This is a genomic window from Pedobacter sp. AC212 (assembly GCF_979258625.1).
Genome location: NZ_OZ409870.1, coordinates 3,791,298 through 3,816,445 on the forward strand (window position 1 = coordinate 3,791,298; position 25,148 = coordinate 3,816,445).

Here is a 25,148-nt window from a genome sequence, read left to right on the forward strand (position 1 = left end):
AAATTGTATCAAGTCACAAGATCCATGATCAAGGTAATGTTTTTAACAAAATTTTGACAACATTGAAGCAAATCGAAATTATCAATAAATTGATTACTATACTTTTAATAGAATGAAAAAGTAAGGATTTTTGAATTTGGTTGTAAGCCTTTTTGTAAGTCTCAAAAAACGAATATTAATTTGCTATTATAAATTACCATTTACTCATTATGAAAAACTAAAAATTAAACTGGATTAATGAAATGAGTTTATGATAATATTGGGAAAAAGCAGAGTACAGTAAGATAATAGTAGGCGACTATGCGAGCTATAAAATTCTCAAGTCCTACCTCGTGAAACTTATTAAATAATCAGGGAATTATGATTTTCTAAGGCAGTAAATTAAATCAAGCTAGAGTCACCTCTACAGGCAATCCGCAACAAAACTTGTATTGCGAGGTAATTAAGATTGGGTTTGCGAAGATTAAGATAAAACGGCCCGCGATTTAATCACTGACCGTTTATATATAACGCGAATGGATTGTTAGAAACTAATTTAAATGTGATTGCCATTCGGGTGGAAAAACAATCACACTTAAAGATCACTAACCTTTTTTAATCGGTTCAATCAAGGCGATTGTACCATCCGGATTGTGCTTTAGTTCAGTCACTTTTACATTTCTCAATTGGGTTTTACCAGAAAGTTGCGTGTCATGATAAAAGATATACCATTTACCATTTTGTTCAATGATGGAGTGATGCGTTGTCCAGCCTTGTACGGGATTCATGAAAACGCCCTGATATTTAAATGGTCCATAAGGTGTATCGCCAATTGCTGAAGCCAGAAAATGCGTATCTCCTGTTGAGTAGGTGAAATAGTATTTGCCATTATATTTATGCACCCAAGCACCTTCGAAAAAACGCCTGTCGTGATCTTTTGTTAGCAAAGGCTTTCCGTTTTCATCCAAGATTAACACATCTTTAACAGCGCCATCAAAAGAAAGCATATTGTTATTCAGCTTAGCTAGTTTCGGGGTTAACGCAGGTTCGTTTTCTTTTTGAGAATCGGTTTTTGATCCGTTTGAATCATATTTACCATCTTTCCAGCGTTGCAGCTGTCCTCCCCAAATACCACCAAAATACATGTAGGTACTTCCGTCAGTATCGGTAAATACAGCCGGGTCAATACTAAAACTTCCCTCAATAGGAGTTGTTTCGGCCTTGAAAGGACCTGCTGGCGTTTTGGCCGTTGCGACACCGATCCTAAAAACATCATTTTTATCCTTTGCGGGAAAATAAAGATAATAGGTTCCGTTTTTAAATGCGGCATCAGGTGCCCACAATTGTCTGCCAGCCCAGGGAATATCCTTTACGCTTAATGCCACACCATTATCAGTCACTTTTCCGTTTGCACTATCCATGCTTAAAATGTGATAATCTTTCATATCAAAGTGATCACCATTATCATTTTCAGGCGTGCCGGTATCGATATCATGAGAAGGGTAAATGTAGATTTTACCCTCAAACACATGAGCGGATGGATCTGCAGTGTAAATGTTGCTGATTAATGGCTGAGATAAGTATTTCGAAACTTTGCTTGTATCTCCAGATGCCTCCTTTGTAGCTGTACTACTTTGCTGGCATGAGCTGAGTACCGAAGTTGCTGTGATCAGCGCCAATCCGGTTAATTTTTTTAAATTATTCATTCAATTTTAGGTTTTTTTAAATGTTGATCAATTATTTTATTTTTTTATAAAGGTTTCTGGCGGCCCCAGGTAGCTTGGTTTTAAACCACCAAGATCGAGCACTAACTTTTGTAATACTACTCCTGGGCTTACCATCCAGTATTTGATGATATGCTTACCAGGTTTGTTAAACTGCAAAGGTGTTTTAAAAATTTTGATGCTGTTGGCCACTGATTTTCTCCAGGCAGCCTGACTCTTATTATCTAAACTGATATTCACAATTACCGGAGTCTGATCGTCAACAGAGACCGCAAATTTCAACCCATCGGTATTGGAAAAATCGATGGTAGGCGAAATAAAACTGTTCAGGGTAAAATTTCCGGTTTGATTTAAAAAAATGTCGTATTCCAAATGGGCCGTAGTGGAATCTATTTTTTGAACGGATGCAGTAACAGGCACAGGCATCACTCCTCCAAGTGTTTTACCATAATTGGGAAGTATTTTCCAGGATACTGGCCGCTGATTAACTGCCCGGCTGTAATTTGGCGCCTCCATAGATACGTATCCGTTTTGAGCAATAAATCCGGCAAACGGTTCAATGACAGCACGGGAATGATCAATCCTGATTGGAATTTCAAACTTTATGCCGCCATTACCTTTAACGGTTACTTTTGATTCGGTGATGCCTTTCGGAGTCTTATTCCAATCGATACTTAAATAAATCCGTTTATCAGTGACCACCTCTCCTGCTGTCTCGTTTATTATGACATACACAGGCGCCTTAACCTGGTATTTAAAGGTTTTTTCAACATTGAACAATTCGAAATAATGAGATGTATTGCTGTAATAATCGAAAGTAGGCAGTACCAGATTTATTTTTTCATTGCTCTTCCATGATGAATCGCTGCCCTCTATTGCAATACCCATCAGGTTTTTATCCTGATTTTCGGCGAGAGCGATTGTAGTTGTTTTTGGAATCGAATTTTGTCTGGGCTCCTGCCAGCTGGTATAACCAATATGCGTTTGGTCCATCATGTGATCCCATTTTCCTCCCGCCAGGGTTTTATTGTAATAGTCTGAAATTTCCTGATCACGTTTATACAACTCAGCCACACGTGTTGCCATTGCATTGGCTGCTAAACGGCCTTGTTTCGCATACAATTTGTTTTTCGCCACACTCAGGTAAAGTGCATTAAGATTGGCACTTGCTTCTACCGGGTGAAGTACCAACTGATAAAAAGCATCTTTCTGGTCAGCAGGAATCTGCTCATAGATAAATTTCGCCCTTTGTTCCAGCTTTCTGTAATCTTCCACTATAACTTCGAATTCATTATAATCAATCAGACTATAGGTTCGATCGTTCAATAACTCTGGCTTTACCCTTCCGTTATATTTGGAATACCAATCCATAATTTCAGCAATTTCTTGTGCGTATTGCGAACCGAATTGCTTTTCAGACCAGTTAATGGTGTATTGTTTCAGCTTTTCAGCCGGGATAGCATCCGGTGCCCAGGCATAATCCAGGAAAAAAGAAATTGGAAATTCCATTGGCTTCAAATCACCCACGTTTACAATCCAGATCTGATTGGCCTGGTATTGATAAGCCAGGTTCATCTGTTCCCATATTTTTTGAATGGGATTGGTATTAATCCATTTGTAATTCCGTGGATCTCCTACATAATCGAAGTGATAATAGATACCATAACCACCTTTTCTAGGTGCTTCATCCAGCTTTGGAAGTTTCCTGATATTCCCCCAGTTATCATCGCAAAGGAGTAACGTAATGTCATCAGGCACCCGCATTCCTTTGTCATAATAGTCTTGCACCTCTTTATATAATGCCCAAAGCTGAGGCGTTTCTGCCGCGGGTTTATCGGTTACCTTTGCAATAATTTCACGTTGATCTTTTACAATCTTTTCCAGAAGAGCGGTTGCTGTCCCCTCAGTCATTGGCTCATCTCCATCTCCACGCATGCCCACAGTGATAATCTGTTCTTTATTGGCCACCCGTTCCAATCCACTTTTCCAAAAGGCTTTCAGTTGTTTCGGGTTTTGATCATAATTCCACTTACCACCTTTATATCTTTTCCACTCGTCGTGTGCCCGGCTAAGGGGCTCGTGGTGAGAAGTACCCATCACAATTCCATATTCATCTGCCAAGACAGGGTTCATTTTATCATCGTCATTAAAAGCACTTCCCCACATGGCTGGCCATAGATAATTGCCTTTTAAGCGCAGGATGAGTTCGAAAACTTTTCCGTAAAATTTACTATTAAAACCGCCAAACTCTTTTCTGCTCCAGCCCGATAAAGCTGGTGCTTCATCATTTAAAAAAATACCCCTGTATTTTACTGCCGGAGACGAAATCACATGCCGGCCCGAAACCGCAAACAAACTATTGCTGGTTTTCACCGGAACATCAGCCCAATAATACCAGGGTGAAACGCCAATCTGACCGGAGAGTTCATAAATACCATAAATGGTACCGCGTTTATCGCTACCTGCAATCACAAGTGCTGAATCTATTCCCTTTAGCGGATTTTTTACCACTTGAATGAGTGTGCTTTCCCACTTACCAGCAATACCCGCCACATTGAGCTGATTATTTCTGATCAGCGCATCAATCAGGTGGCTTTTACCAATCGTGCCGATGATAATGGCCATTCCTGAGGTTTGATCTGTAGTAAACCGGGGCTCAACCCCAGTTACTTTTTTTAAATCAACCTGCAAATCTTTGGCTGCACGGTTTACCCCAGGCCAGTCATTGGCAGCAGTTAGAATCGTAGCCATTTTCCCTTTACTGAAAATCGGGAAACTACCTGTTAAATAGCTTTTAGATATAAATGGGTCCGCTCCATCCGCAAAACCATTCGTTCCTAAAAAAAGTAGTAGTGCAATAAAGAGGATTATTCTGTTCATATTTTTAAATTTCTTTTTCAAATGAGTTTGATGATCACATGCGTATGATCGATGGATTATTTTTTTGTAAACTTATAAAGCAGAACCCCATGTGCCGGAATATTAAGGGCAAGTTTATCCTTAGCGGCGTTCATTTTTATAATATCTTTTTGTCTCCAAAGATCGCGAACGTTCACCATTCCATTAACGCCCAGTTTTTTTAACTCGCTGAAGTTGATCATGGCCCGCTCTTGTCCGAAATTACAAAATCCGACAGCTTGTCCTCCATCTTCTAATTTTTTCACATATATGCGTACATCGCCTATGGTCAGTTCACATTTTGCCTGATTACCCAGTGGATCTTGATTGATCGCAATTACTTCATCATTAGTGAGCAGGTTCATGGTAAAATCATCGAGCTTCTCCATGTCGCATCCAATAAGCAATGGCGCTGAAAACAGGCACCACAAACTAAAATGCAGGTACTGTTCATCAGGTCTGAGTTTACTCGGATGCGGATTTCCCCATCCAACCGTACCTACTACCAGCATATCAGGATCATTCCAGCTTCCGGGTTTGGCATAGGCCGCAGCCTTATCTTGTTGTAAAGCTATATTTTTTACACTGGTCCAGGTATCGGTGATATCATTAGTGGTGCGCCATAATGATCCACCAACCGAATTTCCCCATTTCCACACATCAGACATTCCATACTGGCATAAGCTGTACACGATATCCCGTGGCTGCGCCTTAATCGCATCTCCCATTACCTTAAATGGCTTGATGGCTGTGGCCAGATCATTCCCGCCGTTGTAAGAAAGGGCTCCAATTTTATAAGGATCATTATTGGGCATACCATTGATTACATGTCCATAACTGCACCAGTCGTACTTTAAATAATCGAAACCCCATTTGGCATACGTTTCCGCATCTAATTTTTCATGCCCATAGCTTCCCGTGCAACTGCCACAGGTCCAGGGACCAGGACTGGAGTAAATTCCAATTTTCAGGCTTTTGTTATGAACATAATCTGCCAGGCTTCCCATATCTCCAAATCTTGAGTTAACGATGATATTTCCCGAAGCATCTCTTAATTCTCCCCTGATGGATGGGTCTTTGGCATCTTTATTATTTTGCCAGAAATCGTCTATATTGATATAGGTCCATCCGTGGTTAACCAGTCCGCTGCTGATCATGGCATCAGCGGCCCGTTTTATTTTATCTGCTGAAACCTGATCGGCAAAACAATTCCAGCTATTCCATCCCATTGGCGGGGTGAGTGCAATTTTATCCCCACATTCGATTCTCAGTTTTTTTGTAGCTTTTCCCTTGGCATTTACTGCGTGTAAAGTGACAGGAAATGTTCCGTTAGACTTAAGTTTACCAGTGATTAATCCTGTTTCCGCGTTTATTTTCAAATCTGCAGGCAGCCCATCTGCAGAAAAACGTATCGGCCTTTCGCCACTTGCGGCAATTACAAACTGGAAAGGTGAACCGGGCCTAACCCCGAAAACTGTTGCACTGTTTATTTTAGGAAGTGGTGATACCCGGGGCGTAAGGATATACGGCGTACCTGAAATTGGATTTGTCGTTTCAAATGGTTTTGCATCCGATGATTCAAAGCTGGCGTTTGCCCAATCAGCATGGTCATAATAATTACCGTTTCCGCCATCGGCCACAACAAGCTCCAGCTTTTGTACATCTTTGAGCGAAACTTCGCACAATTTTGCTTTATCTCCCAAGCGCATGATTCCACTAGACCAGATTTTTTTGCCATCGGCCATCAGTAAAAATTCTGCGGCCGGTTCGTGACCTTTTATCTCATCATCGATGCCTACCCATGTCTTGAAAGCAGTTGCGTTCCCCTTTGGCAATATCAAAAGCGAACTTTCTGCATGTGTTCCAAAACCCCGCTCAAAGGTTTCCCCGGCGATGGTGATGGTTTTGCCATCCACAGAACGGTTTTTTTGTGGAACGCCGAATCCCTGAGTGGCTACCGAGAGGTCCAGTTGATCAAGCCAGACAACATGGCTTCCCGAAGCGGGTTGTGCCAGGGCGCCTGCTGCACAAAAGCTTATTAAGGTGGATATTGAGAATAATTTGATTTTAATCATGTTAGGTCGAGTTTATTGTACTTAAAAATTTAGCGCCTGGTTTATCCAGCTGGGATAAAACAAAGAATTATTTACTGAACATCCAATAATCCAGAAAGGCAAGATCAGTTTCTACCTGTCCCTTGAAAATGAAATACAGATCATGAACGCCGGTAGTTTTAACCACATCTGCAGAAATCAGTGCCCAGCGGTTATCTCCACCTGTTAATGGCACTTTTAGTGTTGTAATTACAGGTCCTGAGCGATCATCGAGGCGAACTTCAATTTCCACCTTTGAATTGTGGGTAGTACCGGCCCGGACCGATAATTTCCGGGCACCTTCCGCACCGAAATCCACACTCTTAATTTTTGTAAAAGCCTGATTTTTCTTTGCTGTAATAAATACACCTACCTCTTTATTCTGACTTGCTTTTATATTTTCCGACCAGGAAATGGTTTCTCCTTCCACTTTTTGATAAGGATTAAGATTTTGTAAGGCTGTTTGAATTCCTGTCGTCATTTTTACCGGCAAGATTCGTCCATCTCTTTCAAATTTCATTTCCTGTACGGCAACAGAACGGTTAAAGCCATTGCCACCCGGCAGGGCTCCATTATGATAAAATAGATAAGTTTTGTTTTTATAATCCACTATTCCAGGATGGTTGGTAAAACTTTTACCTTCTGCAGCCATTAATGTCCCATTGTATTTCCATGGTCCTTTTGGACTTTTACTGGTAGAATAGCCCAAATGCTCCGGTAACGGACCTCCAGCCCAGAACAGATAGTATAAATCACTTCGCTTGTATAGCCAGGGACCTTCTTCATAAAGGGTTGGCCGACGTTCAACGCCCTGTCTTTTGCCGAATGAGGCTTCCGTCATGGGTACCCGAACAGGCTCCCCTTTAACTGATATCATATCTTCATTTAATTCGGCATACTGACAATCAGGATTACCCCAATAGATATAAGCTTTTCCATCCTGATCAACCCGAACAGTAGGATCAATATCTCCATCGCTTACACTTAATAATGGTTTCCCCAATGGATCGTAAAATGGGCCATAGGGATTATCTGCGACGGCAACGCCTATTGCCGATCTTCTTTTATCACGCGATTTTACCGGCGCATATAGGTAAAATTTCCCGTTTCTTTCAACAACCTGAATCGCCCACGCATCACCTATTGCCCAATCGAAGGTTTGATAAGAGGCAATTGCACCATGATCAGTCCAGTTCACCATATCCTCAGTAGTATATAGCTTCCAATTGTTCATCACAAACCAGGTAGAATTATCCTCATCATGGCTGGTATAGAGGTAAATTTTTCCATTGTAAACCATTGGCGCAGGATCTGCTGTATAACTGGTTTGCACGATTGGATTCTGAGCGAATAAGCTGATGGGGAAACCGAAAAGCATGGCTAAGCCCAGCTTAGAAAATATTTTTTTCATTTATTATAAGCGATTAACAACAATCTCACCGGATAGTATGGTGGTGTTGCAGAATTACTGACGAATCAGCTGCATCAAAAAAAAAGAAAGTTAAAAGCAGATTCTTCCGAAGAACAATCTGCTTTATTCAGGATTAATAACCTGGGTTTTGATAAGCCTTTTTCTCTTCATCGGTCATTTGCATGCCGTCGATCTGCCCTTGAGGGATTGGACGAAGATATAAGTTTGGCGTGATGGTTCTTGTTACCGTTACAGGTGTATGATCACCGTAGTTGATACCTGAAATGGAAAAAGTTGTTGAGAGTTCAGCCCATTTTTGTGTTCTGATTAAATCAAATCTACGGTAACCTTCTGCATAGTATTCGCGTGAACGTTCAGCCAGAATGTAGTTAATGTCGATGGTTGCAGGCGTTGCAGCAATCATTGCGGCACTATTATCTTCCACTTTAGCTACATTACCGTTATTGTTCCAACGCCATTTTCCTGCACGGCCCCTGATTACATTGATCAGTTCACGGGCACTTTTACCCGCTTTTGCGACAGCGCCTTTTACAGCAGCTTCTGCAGCAACGAAGTAAAGTTCAGAGAATTTTGCAATTGGGAAAGGGCGTGTACTTCCGGCATTTGGCTGCCCAAGGCCGGTACCATTATCCGTACGGTAAGGGCCCAGTTTCCATAAACCAGGGTAAACAATTCTGCTGATCCCGCCTGGTGCAATCACATAATCTGCACGTCCTGGCAAGGTACCCGCACCAACATTACTTGTTCCAGTACCGCTTGGATAGGTAACAGCACTATTATCTGAATCAAGAAAGGTTAATACCGCATCTCCAGGAACGATTGATTGTCCATTGGCATTGAGTAATGATGCTGGAGCACTCGAAGGTGGATTGTAACCTTTTGGCCAATTTCCACGATATACAGTAGTAAATGTTCCATCATAACGGGAATCGAGTGTTTTATCAGCAAAAGTATTTTTAAATACCTCGATGGTTGGTGCCATACGGTTCCATGGGCGGCCGAGGTGCTGCTCAGCTTCACGCTGAACCGAACTGATTCCACCACTTCTAATATTGGTGTAATTCCAGGTCATCATCCATCCTGCAAAATTATCAGGAGCACCACCACTACCAAAAGTTAAACTACCATCGTTAAAGCGTTCACTATTTTGGGTATGATCTGCGTAAAGCAACATTTCTTTATTGCGGTCGTTTGAGCCCAGATTAACATCGTAGTAGGTATCTACCAACCCGTAAGCACCCGGATTTTCAATTCCTGTTGTCGCCACATCATAAGCCTGCTGAAAATAATATGCTGCATCGTGACCATCAGGATCAGTACGGTTAGCAGCAGGATAAGTTGGTATATTGTTTGGATTTTGCAGCCACCAACCATAGGTTAGATAAGCCTTTGCCAGGTAGAGGCGTGCCAATGTTTTGGTTACGCCACCTGTAACGCGTGCAGTCGCGGGTAAATCAGCAACCGCCTGGATCAGGTCTGGAAATACAGCTTTTGTATATACAACTGGCACTGTATTTCGAATGGATGTTCTCACTGGGTTAGTATTAAATTTTAATTCACCTGCACCTAAATCAAGCGGAACACCACCAAAAGTCTGAACCAATAGGAAATAATCAAAAGCACGGAAAAACCTGGCTTCAGCGATTAGCGAAGCAGCGATACCTGCCGAACTTGCATTTTCAATTACACCACTTGCGGTGTTTATGCTGGGAAAAGCTTCAGTCCATAAAACACTGCTTGGATAACTTGTAGATAGTATAGAACCTACGCCAGAGCAATCCATATCTTTAAAATTTCCATCAGCGTCTTTACCCCATGTAGCTTCATCCGTACCTGTAATAGTTGAATTATAATAGTAGGCCTGACCGTAAATTCTACGCAGGTGAGCGTACATTGCGGTTAAACCACCATTCACCCCAGCTGTTGTTTTAAAGTATTCCGGTGTAAAAATGCTACGTGGCTGTTCTTCAAGAATTTTTTTGCAGCCCGAGAAAACGATCATCCCAAGCCAAGCGCCTAATACGATATAAAAGTGTATACGTTTCATACTTGTATATTAAAATGTTAAATTAAGACCAGCTACATAGTTACGTGTAGAAGGTGTATTGGTACCTATAGTTAAGATTCTTCTTGGGTAAGAATTTACTGCCACATTCTCATCACCATATGAATTGGTTTCCGGATCCATACCTGATTCTCTGTGATATGGAGAAAACATGACAAAAGGATTCTGAACGGTAACGTACATTCTTAATCTCACTTTAGAATTTTTAATTAAATCACGGTTAAAATCATAACCGAGTGAAATGGTGCGTATTTTCACGAACGAGGCATCGAAGTAGCCCAATGTACTGCCATACTTAGGGTTATCGCCACTGGCGATACCACCTGGTTTTGGATATTTCGCTTCTGTATTTTGGGGTGTCCAATAATCCACTTTTACGTTATTCCTTCTTCCCGTTAATAGGTTCAGGTAACCTGAAGATCCGTACAAGGTGCTAAGTAAAAGTCCGCCATCCTTGAATAAGCCGACTACGTTCAAATCAAACCCTTTATAGGCCACACGGGTATTGAAACCACCTGTTAAATTAGGATCTACATCCATAATCTGCCTGTCGGCAGCACCAATTGGTCTGGTTGGTTTGCCAGTTGCATCAAAATCACCGGTATATTTCACCTTGATCATCCCCACATTGCCACCTGGTTCCAGCACACTCAAATTTGGATCGCCTGCCTGCCAAAGACCAATTTTTTCGTAATCAAAGATGGAGTTAATGTTATGTCCTACAAACCAGCCATTGCCCTCATCACGGGTTTGTCCGGATGCAAGTGCAACCAGTTTGTTCCTGTTTGCAGATAGATTAAAGCCTACATCCCAAGACCAGCCGCCTTTATCGGTAAAGATATTACCGCTTACACTTAATTCCCAACCTTTATTTTGGGTTTGGCCAATGTTCGCAGTATAACTGCCTACCCCAGAAGTTGCCGGTAAAGCCACTCCAAGTAAAATATCTTTAGTATTGGTTACATAGTATTCAAATGTTCCGTTGATCCTGTTTTTTAGCAGAGAGAAGTCCAGCCCATAATTCCAGGTTTGCGAATATTCCCAACCTAAATCAGGACTCGGCAGCTGAGAAACATAGTATCCAATGGCATAGGAATCTCCAAAATTATAGGGACGGGTATTTAATAAACCCAATGTTTGATATGGATTTACTGCCTGATTGGATGTCTGGCCATAACCAACCCTTATTTTTAACTTATCAATGGCCGTAATCTCTTTCATAAAAGGTTCATTCATGATATTCCATCCTACTGAAACCGCAGGATAAGTATTCCATTTTTTACCTGGAGCCAAACGAGAAGAAGCATCAGATCTAATGGTAGCACTGATCAGGTAGCGGTTATCGTAAGAATACATTACCCTTCCCATATAAGACATCAACCCACTTAACCTGTAATCGCCGTTACCGATCGTGATCTCACCATTTGCCTGGCCAAGATTATAAAACTGGAAGGCATCCGAAGGAATATCTCGGGCAGACATTGATGATGAGTTGAATTTGTTCTGTTCGGCTGAATATAAAGCCACCACATTGATGTTATGCTTTTCTGAAAATGTACGGTCGTAGGTTAGTAAGTTTTCCAGTGTCCAGTGATAAGTTTGAGAATTACTTACCCCTGCGGTAGATACGGTAGTTGCCGTTGCGCTACCAACACCAACACCAGTATAATTACCATTATTACTCTGGATAAAGTCAAGACCAAGATTGGTACGGTATTTTAATCCTGGTATCCAGGGAATGCTCACCTCACCGTAAAGGGAATTATAAGTGGCAAAACCTCTTGTTTCATTCAACCATTGGTCATGCAAATCTTTAGTGGATTGATTGGTGTTGATCCACGATTCATCCTGAGGCATTCTGATTGTTCTTTTCAAACTTCCATCGGCATTGTATGGATTAGCAATTGGTGAATTACTTAAAATTCCATATACGCCTACCTGATTACCTTCGCTGAGATTATAGTTATTATTGGTAGTAAAACCAATGCGTAAAAGCTTTCCAATTTGCTGATCGAGCGAAGCCTTCATCGAATAACGGGTATATTGCTGTGTTGGAATCAGACTCTGATTTTTATAATAACCTCCACCGAAGCTGTAACTACCTGTGGCAGACCCACCAGATACGCCTACATCATGACTTGTAACTACCGCTGATTTGTTGTAAAATAAATCCTGCCAGTCAGTATCCACGTCATTAGATTCATCCACACCGTTTGTCGTAAATAATCCAGCTGCTTTTCTGAGGCCAATAAATTCTTCTGCATTCATCATTGGGTACTTGGCAAACAGCGTTTGCAAACCAGTATATGAATTATAGGAAACTTTTGCCGGAGCACCTAGCTGACCACGATTTGTGGTTAACAGGATAACGCCGTTTGCACCTCTGGAACCATAGATTGCCGTAGCCGACGCATCCTTTAAAATATCGATACTCTTAATATCATTGGGGTTTATATCTCCAACTGATCCAGGGAATGGAATACCATCCAACACCACTAATGGATCGTTACTGGCAGAAAGGGAACGCTGACCACGGATAAGGATCTGCATGGTTGCACCTGGTTTTGTAGAAGTTTGACTGATATTTACCCCGGCAATACGACCTTGAATGGCCTGTGCAATGTTTGGCGCCGGAACCTCACGAACCTTATCACCTGAAATATTGGCTACTGAACCGGTAACGGCCTCACGGCGCTGCGTTCCATAGCCAACGACTACAACCTGTTCTAATTCTGCAGCACTCGGAAGCAAGATAACGTTAATATCAGTCTGGTTTCCAACAGTAGTTTCCTTACTGGTAAAGCCGATATAAGAAAATACCAATACAGAACTGTTTGATGGAACAGCGATACTAAAGGTTCCTGCTGGCGATGTGGAGGTGCTTGTTGAGGTGCCTTTTAGCAAGATTCCTACACCTGGAAGGGGCTTGCCCTGGTCGTCAACCACCCGGCCTTTAACTGTCTTCTGTGCCTGAGCGGCCATGCAGATGATCATAAAAAATGTAGTCAATGATACTTTTGGAAAATTTTGAAAAAATCTCCCGCATGGCTTTACAAAAAATTGTAAAAATTCATTTCTCATAAAATTTGGTTTATAATGGTTAATCCTGATGCTTGCCAAAGGATGATTAGTTCTGGCAACTTAGGTTGCTCTTCATTGCATCAATTGCAGCGAACATCAGGAAAGTAAAGTTATCTGATGAATGAATCAGGATAAGATTCAAATGTATATAAATAGGGAACAAATGTTCAAGACCCGAAAAGATAAAAATTCCAAATCAGCCTACCTGATGAAGAGATAAGACACAAAGTTTGTGCAACCGATTGAATTATAGCAAGAAACGCCATAAAAGCAGCTATGGCATTTGAAAATTACCATAAAATTGGCCAAAATAAATTATAGAAATCTATAACATAAATTATAAGAACGATACATGATAATGGAAGATAATTTCACGTCAGTCATCATTGTGTTATGTCTAATTTGTACTAAAAATAGCGAGCGCCTGTAAAATACGGTGATTTTTACAGGCGCTGGGCAGAAAGATTATTTAAGAATTGCTATCTAATTCACTACATCAAAGTACTCTGCCTTTATCCCCCTGTCGCGAACAACCAAGGTATCCTTAGTTGCATATTTCACATTCAGATTTTTAAAGTTTATGGTATAGTCTAAGTATATCGCACTTCTATTGCTCCCACCAATACTATTCTTTTCTCCGTTTGATACAAATTTCCCATTTCCGGCAACTTCGATATTTGCAGTGGTACTGGTTAAAGTACAGGAGTTATCATCACCAAAATTGAGTAAAAGCGTGAACGGCACGGTTGTGCCTGCGCTATTTTTAATACTTAACGGCAGGCTTGCTGTTTTTAGCGAGCTGGTTGTCATACTTACCAGTTCATTATTTTCTACATATGGTGTATGGCGCAAATTGGAACTTACTGTACCGTTTGACTGGGTAATCTGGTCGAGGCCTTTGCGCAGGTAGTTTCCATGCCATGGATTAACAAACTTAACACCATAAAGGATATAATCTTTTGGTCGGGTTGCCCAATGCAGTGCATTTACCCTGGAAGGATTGGCTACCACTGGGATGCCTTTTAAAATAGAATCTGCTCCGGTAACTTTTGTCAGCACCAGCGGGATGACATAATTTCTGCTCAACGATTTAGGATCAGCGAAAAAAGCATCTGTTAACTGAACATCTACACCGCCGAGTACATCTCCTGCATTAATTCTGATCTGATTGGAAAGCAGACGGTAATATGATTCTGGAAGTGGTAAAATTTGCCCTCCTCCATTGTTAAACTTTAATCCGTTAAGCAGGGTTTCATCGCGTACAAAATCAATTAGAATATCCTTGTTATTTTCGTAACCACCTCCCAAAGTAGCCTTTATAGATACCATCTTCTTATTATCCATAGTATTATCTACAAGTAAGTCTTCACCGAGCACAATTGTTCTGAGCGGATATTGACTGGCAAAATAGACCGATTTAGTTTTAAAATCCGGAAATTCGTTTTCTGCATTTTTGCAGGAGGTAAACGTACCCACTGCCAATGCCATTAATATAATAATATTGCTGATTTTCATTCTTTGAATCATTTAAATAGGTATCAATTATTTCCAGCCCTGGTTTTGCATCAGTTGATTATATTTCAAAACTTCTGAATTTGGAATCGGTCCGTAAATCATATATTGCTGAAAGGCTCTTGTTTCGGCGTTGAACGGCGTGTATACAGCACCGTTTACATCAAGACCTTTTGCGGTTTCATTCAGCTTTGCCAGATCTGTCTTCCAACGTCTGAGGTCCCAGAACCGAAATCCTTCGAAAGATAATTCCAGGCGGCGTTCATTTTTAATCAAATCACGCATTTTCGCTACATCACCTTTGCATTCTTCCAGATAGGGATCGCTGGCAAATCCGAATGCTCTTCTGCGGATGGCTTTAATAATATCATACGAAGAATAAGCCCGGGTTCCCGTTCCTGTCGGGCCCCATGCCTCATTTGCGGCCTCTGCATAATCCAGATATAGCTCTGTATAACGAATACGTGGGTTATAATGCGTTTTGCCGCTTATTGCAATCGGATTACGGTTTACATCCATTCTCAAACGCTTTTTCATATAATAACCGGTTCTGGTGGAAGTTGAACGAACATTGATCCCGTTATCTGTTCCTGAAGCACTTCCTGTTCTGATTACCGCGTTATTAACGCCTGCTGTTGCGCCATCGTAAATAATATACTTGGCAAATCTTGGGTCTCTGGAAGTATAGGGCGCATTGGCATTAAAATTTGCGTTCGGGTGATTTATAGGATAACCGTTTGCCATTGGAAACGCCTCTACAAGGTTTTGTGTTGGGTTCATAAATCCGGTTCCGAATAATGATGGTGGAAAGTGCTGCCCTTCCTGCGTTCCATCGCTGGTTACGATATTTTCCCGCCAGATAATTTCAGATGGATTCGTCCCTCCTCCTAAACCGTCAACCTCTGCGGTATTGGCATAATAAGTACCTCCGTTTGCCGGAAGTGCATTTACGCCACCTTTATAGTCAATTACCCTTCCGGCAAATTCAGCCGCATCTGCCCATGTTGTGGTATTTGCACTGTTTTGAAAGGCCGGGCTGGAAGCCAGGAGTGCCGTTCTTGCCCTAAAAGATCTGGCAATTAAACCATTAAATAACAGCCGGGCATATTGACCCATTACACGGTTATAGGTTTCTACATTGCCGGTAAAATTTTTAAAACGGTCTGGTATCTGGCTTGCGGCAGAAACATCATTATATTCTAACGGAAGATAAGCTTCTGCACTATCTAAATCCTTATAAACCTGTTTTACGCAAGCATCAAAAGAAGCCCGTGGGATATTAAAATCCGTTTTAGGCGTTTGGTAGGCAGTTACAATTGGCACCCCCATTAATTGCCCGTTCGTTGAAACCCCACCATGATTACGGAGCAGGAAATATAAATACAACCCACGAAGGCCAAAAGCTTCCCCTCTCATGCGAAGGTTAAAAAGCCTGGAGCTTTCAACATCTGAAGCCCACTTTACTTTTGGCGAATTTTCTAAAAACAGATTCAGGTATTGGATTGCCTCATAAGATTGGTTCCATACTGATGCCGGATTGTTGGTTGAAGTCCATGATCCTGTAGCAGCCTGAAGGTAGCCGTTGGTTAATTGATTGGTTACCGCATCATCTGTTGCATATTCTGAGTTATCATAATATGCAGGAATGGTGCGGTATGCATTGATCAAAACGCCCTGTGCGAAATTCGCATCTGTATACATCTGATCAATGGTCTTCAGATTTTCTGGTTCCGGATCCAGAATCTTTTTGCAGCTTGTTAAAGCTAACACTGCAAATCCGAGGATGAATATATTGATTTTCATATTATTATAGTTTTAGATCATTAAAAAGATACCCTGGCGCCGAAGTTAAAAAACCTGGTTTGCGGAGCTGTTCCGATATTGGTTTCCATAAGTTCACGCTCGGCCGATACCACTAACAAATTATCGCCCTGAACGTATAAGCTCAAACCATGCACAAAAGAGTTGTTAAAAATCTTTTCGTTAAAGTCATAAGTAAGCTGTACCCTGTTTAAATCGAAGCGATTGTTTTTGTACATCCAGAAGGTAGAATTGCGGAAATTGTTATTGCTATTGGTCGTTAACCGAGGATAGCTGGCAGTTGCCTTGGTTTGCTCCGTCCAACGGTCTAAAACCACCTCCGAATATTTACCTGCACCGCCTACCCAGTAATATGAACTGTTTTTAAAGCCCACTGCTCCTCTTACCCCAGATCCTAATGCGAATAAAGTGAATCGTTTGTATTTCAAAGTAAGGTTAACGCCGTAGCTGAAAGGTGATGCTGCAAAACCTGTATGCCCCAAATCCTGCTGATCTCTGCTATCAATTAAGCCATCGCTGTTCAAATCGCGATACTTGATATCGCCAGGTTTAACAGTGCCAAATGTTTGTTTTGCATGTGCATCAATTTCTGCCTGGTTTTGGAAAAGGCCTTCACTTACATATCCATAATTAGCATCGAGCGGCCTGCCAGCTCTGGCTAAATAACGTTGATCAATAATTTCATCCCGTTGCACGGCCTGACTGTTGTAAAACATACCAGACACGCCCAAAGAATAAAATACCTGCCCAATTTGTCTGTTTAGGTTTAAAGAGAAATCTAACCCGTTGCGTTTATCCTGGTTAAAATTGATCCATGGACGAAAATCGCCTGAACCAGAAAAATAAGAAGGGTAAAGCGTTAATCCACGAGCAAGTAATCCATCAGTTTTTTGATTGAAATAATTGAAATCGAAAGTTAGCAGGTTTTTAAATAATGCACCCTCTAAACTTAAACGGAATTCATTTCTTTTTACAAATGTTAAATCAGGATTGTCGGCTTGCCCTGATAAAGTTGTTCTGCCGCCTGCAACATTATCTCTCCATTGGTAATACCCTCCAAGAGTTGCATTGTTGCTGTAATATCCCTGATAAAGGTAATAATCGGCCGGTTCATTAACATTATTTGCCCGGTAGCCAGTAATATCAAGATCTTGTTTGATTGATGCGTAGGATGCTGAAAGTTTCAGGTTATCAACAAAAGGCAAGTTATCTTTGAAGAAATTTTCGTTAGAAATTCTCCAGCCTACTGTAACTGCTGGCGATAGCCCGTTTCTTTTACCTGGTGGCAGCTTAGCAGAATGTACCAATGCGGCAGAAAAATCCACATAATATTTACTCCTGAAGTTATAGGCTGCCTGAAAGCCAAGATTAGTATTTAAAACAGGTTGGTAATCACTTCCACCCTCGTTATCAATATCGCTGGAGAATTGTGTTTTATACCACCAGCCCAACACATTTGCCGTAACATTGTGGTCATTTGCAAAAGTCCTGTCGTAGCTAAATTGCGATTTGAAAGACATCGTTTGTGTATAGGTAGATCTACCCACAAATTCATTTGTTGAGTTTTTATCCTCCCCAAATTTTTCCAGTGCAGTAATTACATCTTTACCGTTAACGGTTGACCATGTTGGCCTGTATGTAGCATAAGGCAAAAGATAAGCTTCAGAATAAATGGAAGAATAATCCATGCTGGTTCCGGTTTTGAAGCTTAAACCTTCTACAATTGAACCTAAATCAGCTTTCAGGTTCAGGTTATAAAGAAAGGTACTTGATTTGGTTCGAATGTAACCCGCAGCAAGCATATCCGAAAATACGTTTGTAGGGTTGGTGCTTTGCCCACCCAACAAAAATTTACCATCGATGATGTGATTGCTGTTTTTGACGATTGTTTGTAGCGAAGCATTGGTAGGATCGAGCATATCAATCGGTATCAATGGTGAAAACCTATTGAAATTTGGTGCAATTGTAGCACTCGAACCCCAAAAATTCCCTCTGCCTGCGTAGTTATTGGTCGTTATGGCCACAGCATCTGCCGAGGCCGTTAACCATTTGGTAATGTTCATATCTACGTTACCTCTTACGTTAAATGCTAAATCGCTGTTGTTATTCTGTTCGCCATACTTAACCAAACTATTGTTGTAAGAAAGGCCAATGTTGGTGTAGTAACGGGCGAAATTATTTCCACCGGATACCTCAGTGGTTACATCAGAACGGGTGTAGGCTTTTCTTAAATAATCTGAACTAAAAAAATCTACATCTGGATAGCGATAAGGGTTTACACCAGATCGCGTATTTTCAATATCCTGTTGGGTATATCCGGCACCCGAGGTAGCAATACCATCGTTAGTTAATGCTTCATTATACAGGCTCATGTAATCTGCAGCTTTAAGGTAATTTGGATAATTTTTCGGAACGAAAACGCCCGTATTTGCCCTTACCTTAATTGTTAACGGGCTTTCACTGCCACGTTTTGTAGTAATCAAAATAACGCCTTTGGAACCACGGCTGCCATATAACACTACCGCACTGGCCGCTTTTAATACCGTAATGGATTCTACCTCTACTAAGCGTACATCAGTTGACCGGCGTGGAATACCATCTACTAATATGAGTGGCGCCTGCCCCCAAACATTACCAGTGTATCCGCCTACGAAACTCTGCAAATTATCAAGGCTGTTGGTGCTATAACTTTTATTTAAGATATCGGAAACATCTACCACAGAAACTCCGCCGAGCAGATTTCTCGGAGATACCCTGTCAAATGCAACGTTTACCAGACTGTCTTTCTTCTCTTGTGCATCAGCACCCTGGATACTCATAAAGTAAATCAGGAGCAAAAAGCAACAAGCATTTATATATTTTATATTCATTTTTTCTCGCTTAAAATTACCAACCTGGATTCTGCTTGAATTCACTATACATGTTTACATCTTCCACACGGAAAGGAAGCCAATAATGGCGTTGGCCAAGTTGTCTTTCAAACAATACAGTTTCCCTGAAATTTCTAACCCTTGCGTTTTTTGGATCTGCGTAAACCTGGGCGTTTGGAGTTGCCCGGTCAAACTCAACTGCCTTTTTTAAGGTATATGGGCGCTCTGTAAGCAGCAACCATCTTCTTAAATCGTTGAATCGATGTCCTTCAAAGGCCAATTCTACAGCACGTTCTCTTCTTAATTCGCTCATGAAATCAGTTGTTGAAGCTAAAAACCTGTTCGAAACATCAGCTACGCCGGCCCTGGTGCGAATTTTATTTACCGCCTGCACTGCAGAAAGTGAATAACCTGATGCAGTACTTTGAGGCGTTCCATAACCATTTGCCGCTGCTTCAGCATATAATAAATAAACGTCTGCAAGGCGCATTAAACTGAGTACAAAGGTGTTGTTCTCCCGGTATCCGTCGAATTCATTCATCAATTTGGAAACAAATTTGGAGTTCAGATAACCTGTCCACACCTTTTTATTGCCATCCGCGGTTCTAAAAAGTCCGTTGGTGAAAAGACTGGCATATTGACGGAATTCATTGTTACCTACGCTTTGAGCAGTAAGCACGCATTTCTCTCCATCAATCATAATGTCATTGTAGAATCTTGGATCTCTGTTTTTCCAAGGATATTCCGGATCGTAACCGTTATTGTCATCTTTCTTTTCGGGATCAACGATGGGTAAGCCATTGGCCATTCCATAGTAATCTGCATAGTTTGCTGTTGGATAAACTTTAATACCGGTTTGGTGAATAACCAGTGGACGGTAATCATTTACCTGATTCCACCTCCAGCGGCCTCCAGCGTTAGCTAAATTTTCAAGAAAGATAGATTCCTTCAAGCCTGGAATTTTTCCGTTCTGATTGAAAGTGTAAAACAGATCACGGTATTGTGAAAATGGTGCCAGTTCGTAACGATTTGTGCTCTCTATCAGTCTTAAAGCTTCAGCAAAAACATCTGCAGATTTTTTACAAAATTCGGCGTTGTAAGTACTGCTTCCTGTCGATTCTCTGTTCATTAACGGACTGCCAGCCCATAAATAGTTTTTCCCCATAAAACAAAGCGCCATAATCTTATTGATTCTGGTATTATTGTTTCCGGCTGTTTGCTTACCAACCAATGTTTGATCCCAATCTACCGGCAACAAATCTGCAGCCCGTTTTAAATCTGCGGCTACTTTATTTGCAGTGGCCTGGTAACTTAGTCTTGGAATTTTTATTACTTCATCACTTGGTAAAACCTGATCAATGTAAGGCAGGCCGCCCCAGTATTCCATTAACACCTGATGGAAGTAACCACGAAAGAAATAAAGCTGCCCAGCAATCAGGTCTTTTTCTTCCTGAGTGGCATCTGTTAATTTATCCAGGTTTGCCAATCCAACGTTTGCTTTCCTGATGGCATACCATGAAAGGCCCCAAAGTTTTCCTTTGGATCTGTTTGGATCATTATTAATTCCGTTGGCCGGATCGCCTCCCGTACCTAAAAAATTGTAGAAGGTATTCGTCCAAGCCATATAGTTTCCCTGATCGATGTGATAGGATAGCAAACGGGTTTCACCTAGCTCCCAAAATTCTTCTTCGCCAAGATTGAAACTATTATGTGCTTCGACTACGCTTAATAAAGGGATACAGTTATAAAGTTCTTCTGTAAAGCCCTGAAAATTCCTGAAGTTTTTATATGGATCAGCTTCCTGAATATCGGCCAGAGGCGATCTTTCCAGATATTTTTTACAAGAACTTAATGTTAATGTTCCGACTAAAATAAAGGCGGGGAACAAAATATTTTTTAAGAGATTTTTCATCTTTAAATCGTTTATAAAGTGATATCAATGCCAAAATTGAAACGTTTGACGGTTGGATATGCCCCGCCTCCGGAAGCGCCGCTGAAGTTCGATTCTCTATCATCAGGCATATTTGTCCAAAGAAAGAGGTTATTGCCGTTTACAAAAAAGCGGCAAGATTTTACACCAAGCTTGCTTACGGAATTGCCGGAAAGCGTGTAACCGAGTTCAGCATTTTTTAGGCGGATGTAGGATGCATCGTAATAATAGCGGGTTCCGCTACCACCAAATGCATCAAGAACGCTCCAACGTGGTGGTGGAACTTCGCCTCCTCCATCTTGAAGGTACCAGAAAGGACGCTCCACAAATACCACATTACTTTTGCCTTGATAATTTGGAAATTCTATTTCTCTGGTTACGTTATTTACGGCATAGAATTGTACGAAAAGATTAAATCGTTTCCACTCGAAACCGATACTGGCGTTGTAGGTATTCTGTGGATTACCCGTGTAACCGTATGGCGCCCGGTCCTTATCATCAATTATACCGTCACCATTAAAATCGATGATGTTATAATCACCTGGTAATTTATTTTGATTATTAGACAACCTTACCGTGCTACCATATAAGTCATCCCAATTGGAGATAAAACCATTATCCAGGTAAGAACGGGTTTGTCCGATGGCATAACCTGCCTGTTTCTGGTAATCGGGCGTTAATTCTGGGTCATCTCTGAATTTTGTTAAGTTGGTGGCATGTGTTAAGGCAAAATTTGCCCATGCCCGGATTCCTTTTCCAAACGAATGGGTTAGGCGCAATTCTATTTCGTAACCTTTGCTGCTTACCTCACCAAGATTTGCCCTAGGTGCGCTGCCTCCAAATCCATAATAAGATGGAATTGCCCGCGAACCTCCACCAATCATAATGTCTTTTCTGTTGTCTCTGAAAATATCAATGTTTCCGGAAATGTCACCCTTGAAAAAGCTGTATTCAATCCCCAAATTTTGTTTTTCTACAGTTTCCCAAGAAAGGTTTGGATTGCCCATGGTTGCTATACGATAAATGGTATAGGGAGTTGCTACAGCAGGACTGCCCATTGGCGTATTGTTGCCGTATTGATAAGAATCGCGGAAAGGCCATCTTGGGCCACCCAGGGCATCATCACCAATTCTTCCCCAGGATGCTCTTACTTTTAACAAGTCAAGAAACTTAATAGATTTCATAAACTCCTCATTGCTGATTGCCCAGCCGGCAGAAACTGATGGGAAGAATGCAAAACGGTAATCTGGACCGAACTGCTCGGAACCATTATAGGCGCCATTGGCCTCAAACAGATATTTAGATTTGTAATTATAGGTGGTACGAAACACCCAATCTTCTCTGAATGTTGGGAATGCACCGCCTCTGGCTAAACGCTGACGTTGTAGTAAACCCATTGCCGTTACCGAATGAGCACCAAATGTACGATCGTAATTAACCTGGAACTGGTAGTTCATATTCCTGTAAGTTGCGCCCCTATCTACCTCTCCTGTAGCAACAGACCATTGAATCGCATCAGTAAAATCGAACTGCGTTCCTGTATTTCTTTGTTGCTCAAAAGAAACGATGCCGGTAAGTGGATTAACATATTTCCTTTGTGCTGAATTAAACTGATCGTTTATTCCGCGTCTTCTTTCCAGAAAAGTATTATCAAGGGAAAGGCTACCACGCAAACTCAGGCCTTTGGTTAGCATATCCAGTTTTTGCTGAAGAATAAAATCGGTTGTCAGCTGTGTAGTGGTTCGTTTTTCTACGCCAGAGTAAGCAAGCCAGAAGGCCGCATTTGGCTGATCCTGAGTGGCGGTTGGGAAAAAGCCATAAGTACCATCAGAATAAATCGGCCTGAAAGAATCTGGCGCTGTTCGGTAGGCAGAAGACCAGAAAGCCTGATCGCCATCTGCTATATCGTAAGGCAATTGTCTTACACCATTCGATCCGAATAACTTAGTTGAAAATTTAGTGGTTTTAGTTAGATTGAAATCGAGATTACTCCTCACGTTTGTTCGGTTATAACCGAAATTTGATTCGTATCCGCGTTGATTGGGAAAGGTTTTGAATAAATCTCCTTCGCGGGTAAGGTCAACCCCAGCGAAATAGGTAACGAATTTGGAACCACCCGAAACATTTGCCGATGTATTGTAAGACATGGCCTTATCTTTAAATAACTCTGCCTCCCAATCTACATTTGGATATCTGTCCCATTCACCAGGATCTAATGGATTCCGGTATTTCTCAATCATTTGCATGGGCGTATAACCCGACCAGGCATTGGGATCAACGATAGATTCACGCTCAATAATTCTGTTTTTGATCATCAAAGCGTCGTATGAATCGTATTTTTCAGGTAATCTCGATGGTACTTTTGCAGTTAAGTTTGATCTAACCTGCACCTGTGCCCTGCCTTCTACTCCTTGTTTAGTGGTTACCAGGATTACACCATTCGCACCCCTAACTCCATATACCGCAGTTGCAGAAGCATCTTTAAGTACTGAAACACTTTCTACAGATGAAATGTCTATAGAGCTGATGGAACGTTCAATACCATCAATTAAAATCAATGGCGAACTGTTATTCCAGGAGCTTTGCCCACGGATAAGAATTTGAGGATCTTCTCCACCTGGCAGGCCTGAAGAGGCTGTGGTGACCACACCTGGAAGATTCCCGGTTAAGGCCATCCCTAAGTTCGTTACGCCTCCGGTACGCTCCAGTACTTTACCAGTAGTTTGGGTAATGGCACCTACCACGCTGGCTTTTTTCTGTTGTCCGTACCCCACAACAATCACTTCATTCAGCACTTTATTGTCGTTACTCATAGATACTACGATGTCGTTCTTATCGGTAAGGGTAATCTCTTTTTGACTCATCCCAACATAGTTGAATAACAGTGTTGTTTTATCAGTAGGGATTTCGATTGAAAACTTACCATCCCTATTGGTACTTACCCTGGAGTTGGTTCCTTTAAGGGAAACAGTTACGCCAACAAGCGGGTCGTTCTGCTCATCTACAACTGTACCTCTTAACACTCTTTTCTGCTGCGCTACAGATGTATTTGTAAGCAGCAAACAAGAGCAGATAATAAATGTAATTTTTAATAGTAATGCGCTAATTTTTTTATCTAATGTTTGGGCATTACCACTTTGATTCGTGTATTTGTCCATCATATAGTTTTGTTTATCGCATGTAGAATTTGATTCGTTCGGTTATGCATAGAAGGCTCATATTCTATGCCCTTTAGGTTGAATTTCTTCATCGTACATTGGTTAGTATTTGGTTAGTGGATGTTACTTGGATGCCTGCGAAACGCAGTTGCCCCATTTAAGTTGCTGGTCTCATTTTGATTTTATTTGATATCTTCTGGTTTAGTTGTTTGTAACTGATTACGATAGGCATCATGATCATGAGTTAAGAATTCTACGTCTACTGATATTGATCAGCAGCACAAAAAATTGCCTACCAAAATCAATCACACACGAAACCGGCATTAATCAGATTGCTATTCATTACTTATTTGGTTAGGTACTCCACTTAGTTAGAGAGGAGTTTTGTAATTAGTTTGATAAAAGTAATTTGGTCGATTTTGGATTGATGGTACAATTGTTCAAAATGATGACACTGATGTTTAAGGTCTCTGCAAACGATTGCAGAGACCGATTTTGAGCGTTATTATTATTTATTTAATGCAGAATTACCCGAAATTTTATAGTTTGATAAATTTGATGTGTGCAATTGTTTGCTATTTCCTT

General features: G+C 41.2%; 11 protein-coding genes. All 11 read right to left on the reverse strand.

Translation table 11 applies throughout. From position 1 onward, the window contains the following. Positions 1–584: 584 nt before the first annotated feature. Positions 585–1,685 carry a glycoside hydrolase family 43 protein gene (locus ACZZZC_RS16205; protein ID WP_463483100.1) on the reverse strand — a complete coding sequence of 367 codons (1,101 nt, stop codon included), beginning with the start codon at positions 1,683–1,685 and terminating at the stop codon, positions 585–587. 36 nt (positions 1,686–1,721) lie between these two features. Further along, positions 1,722–4,583 carry a glycosyl hydrolase 115 family protein gene (locus ACZZZC_RS16210; protein WP_463483101.1) on the reverse strand — a complete coding sequence of 954 codons (2,862 nt, stop codon included), beginning with the start codon at positions 4,581–4,583 and terminating at the stop codon, positions 1,722–1,724. A gap of 56 nt (positions 4,584–4,639) precedes the next feature. After that, a complete protein-coding gene (locus tag ACZZZC_RS16215) occupies positions 4,640–6,676 on the reverse strand; it encodes an NPCBM/NEW2 domain-containing protein (RefSeq protein WP_463487684.1) in 2,037 nt (678 codons plus the stop codon). Between the two features lie 67 nt (positions 6,677–6,743). Beyond that, complete coding sequence (locus ACZZZC_RS16220) at positions 6,744–8,105, reverse strand: glycoside hydrolase family 43 protein (RefSeq protein WP_463487685.1); 1,362 nt, start codon at positions 8,103–8,105, stop codon at positions 6,744–6,746. 133 nt (positions 8,106–8,238) lie between these two features. Further along, positions 8,239–10,173 (reverse strand): RagB/SusD family nutrient uptake outer membrane protein, encoded by a 1,935-nt coding sequence (locus ACZZZC_RS16225; protein WP_463483104.1) that lies wholly within the window; start codon positions 10,171–10,173, stop codon positions 8,239–8,241. 9 nt (positions 10,174–10,182) lie between these two features. Beyond that, the gene (locus ACZZZC_RS16230) at positions 10,183–13,272 is read right to left on the reverse strand and encodes a SusC/RagA family TonB-linked outer membrane protein (protein ID WP_463483105.1); all 3,090 of its coding nucleotides are present in this window, start codon (positions 13,270–13,272) and stop codon (positions 10,183–10,185) included. A gap of 483 nt (positions 13,273–13,755) precedes the next feature. Then, a complete protein-coding gene (locus tag ACZZZC_RS16235; RefSeq protein ID WP_463483106.1) occupies positions 13,756–14,787 on the reverse strand; it encodes a DUF5627 domain-containing protein in 1,032 nt (343 codons plus the stop codon). Between the two features lie 27 nt (positions 14,788–14,814). Then, positions 14,815–16,587 (reverse strand): RagB/SusD family nutrient uptake outer membrane protein, encoded by a 1,773-nt coding sequence (locus tag ACZZZC_RS16240; RefSeq protein WP_463483107.1) that lies wholly within the window; start codon positions 16,585–16,587, stop codon positions 14,815–14,817. Positions 16,588–16,607: 20 nt separating this feature from the next. Continuing rightward, entirely contained in the window at positions 16,608–19,475 is a 2,868-nt protein-coding gene (locus ACZZZC_RS16245) for a SusC/RagA family TonB-linked outer membrane protein (RefSeq protein ID WP_463483108.1), read from the reverse strand. 16 nt (positions 19,476–19,491) lie between these two features. Then, entirely contained in the window at positions 19,492–21,387 is a 1,896-nt protein-coding gene (locus ACZZZC_RS16250) for a RagB/SusD family nutrient uptake outer membrane protein (RefSeq protein ID WP_463483109.1), read from the reverse strand. 11 nt (positions 21,388–21,398) lie between these two features. Further along, on the reverse strand, positions 21,399–24,566 hold the full coding sequence (locus ACZZZC_RS16255) for a SusC/RagA family TonB-linked outer membrane protein (protein WP_463483110.1): 3,168 nt from the start codon (positions 24,564–24,566) through the stop codon (positions 21,399–21,401). Between the last annotated feature and the right edge of the window lie 582 nt (positions 24,567–25,148).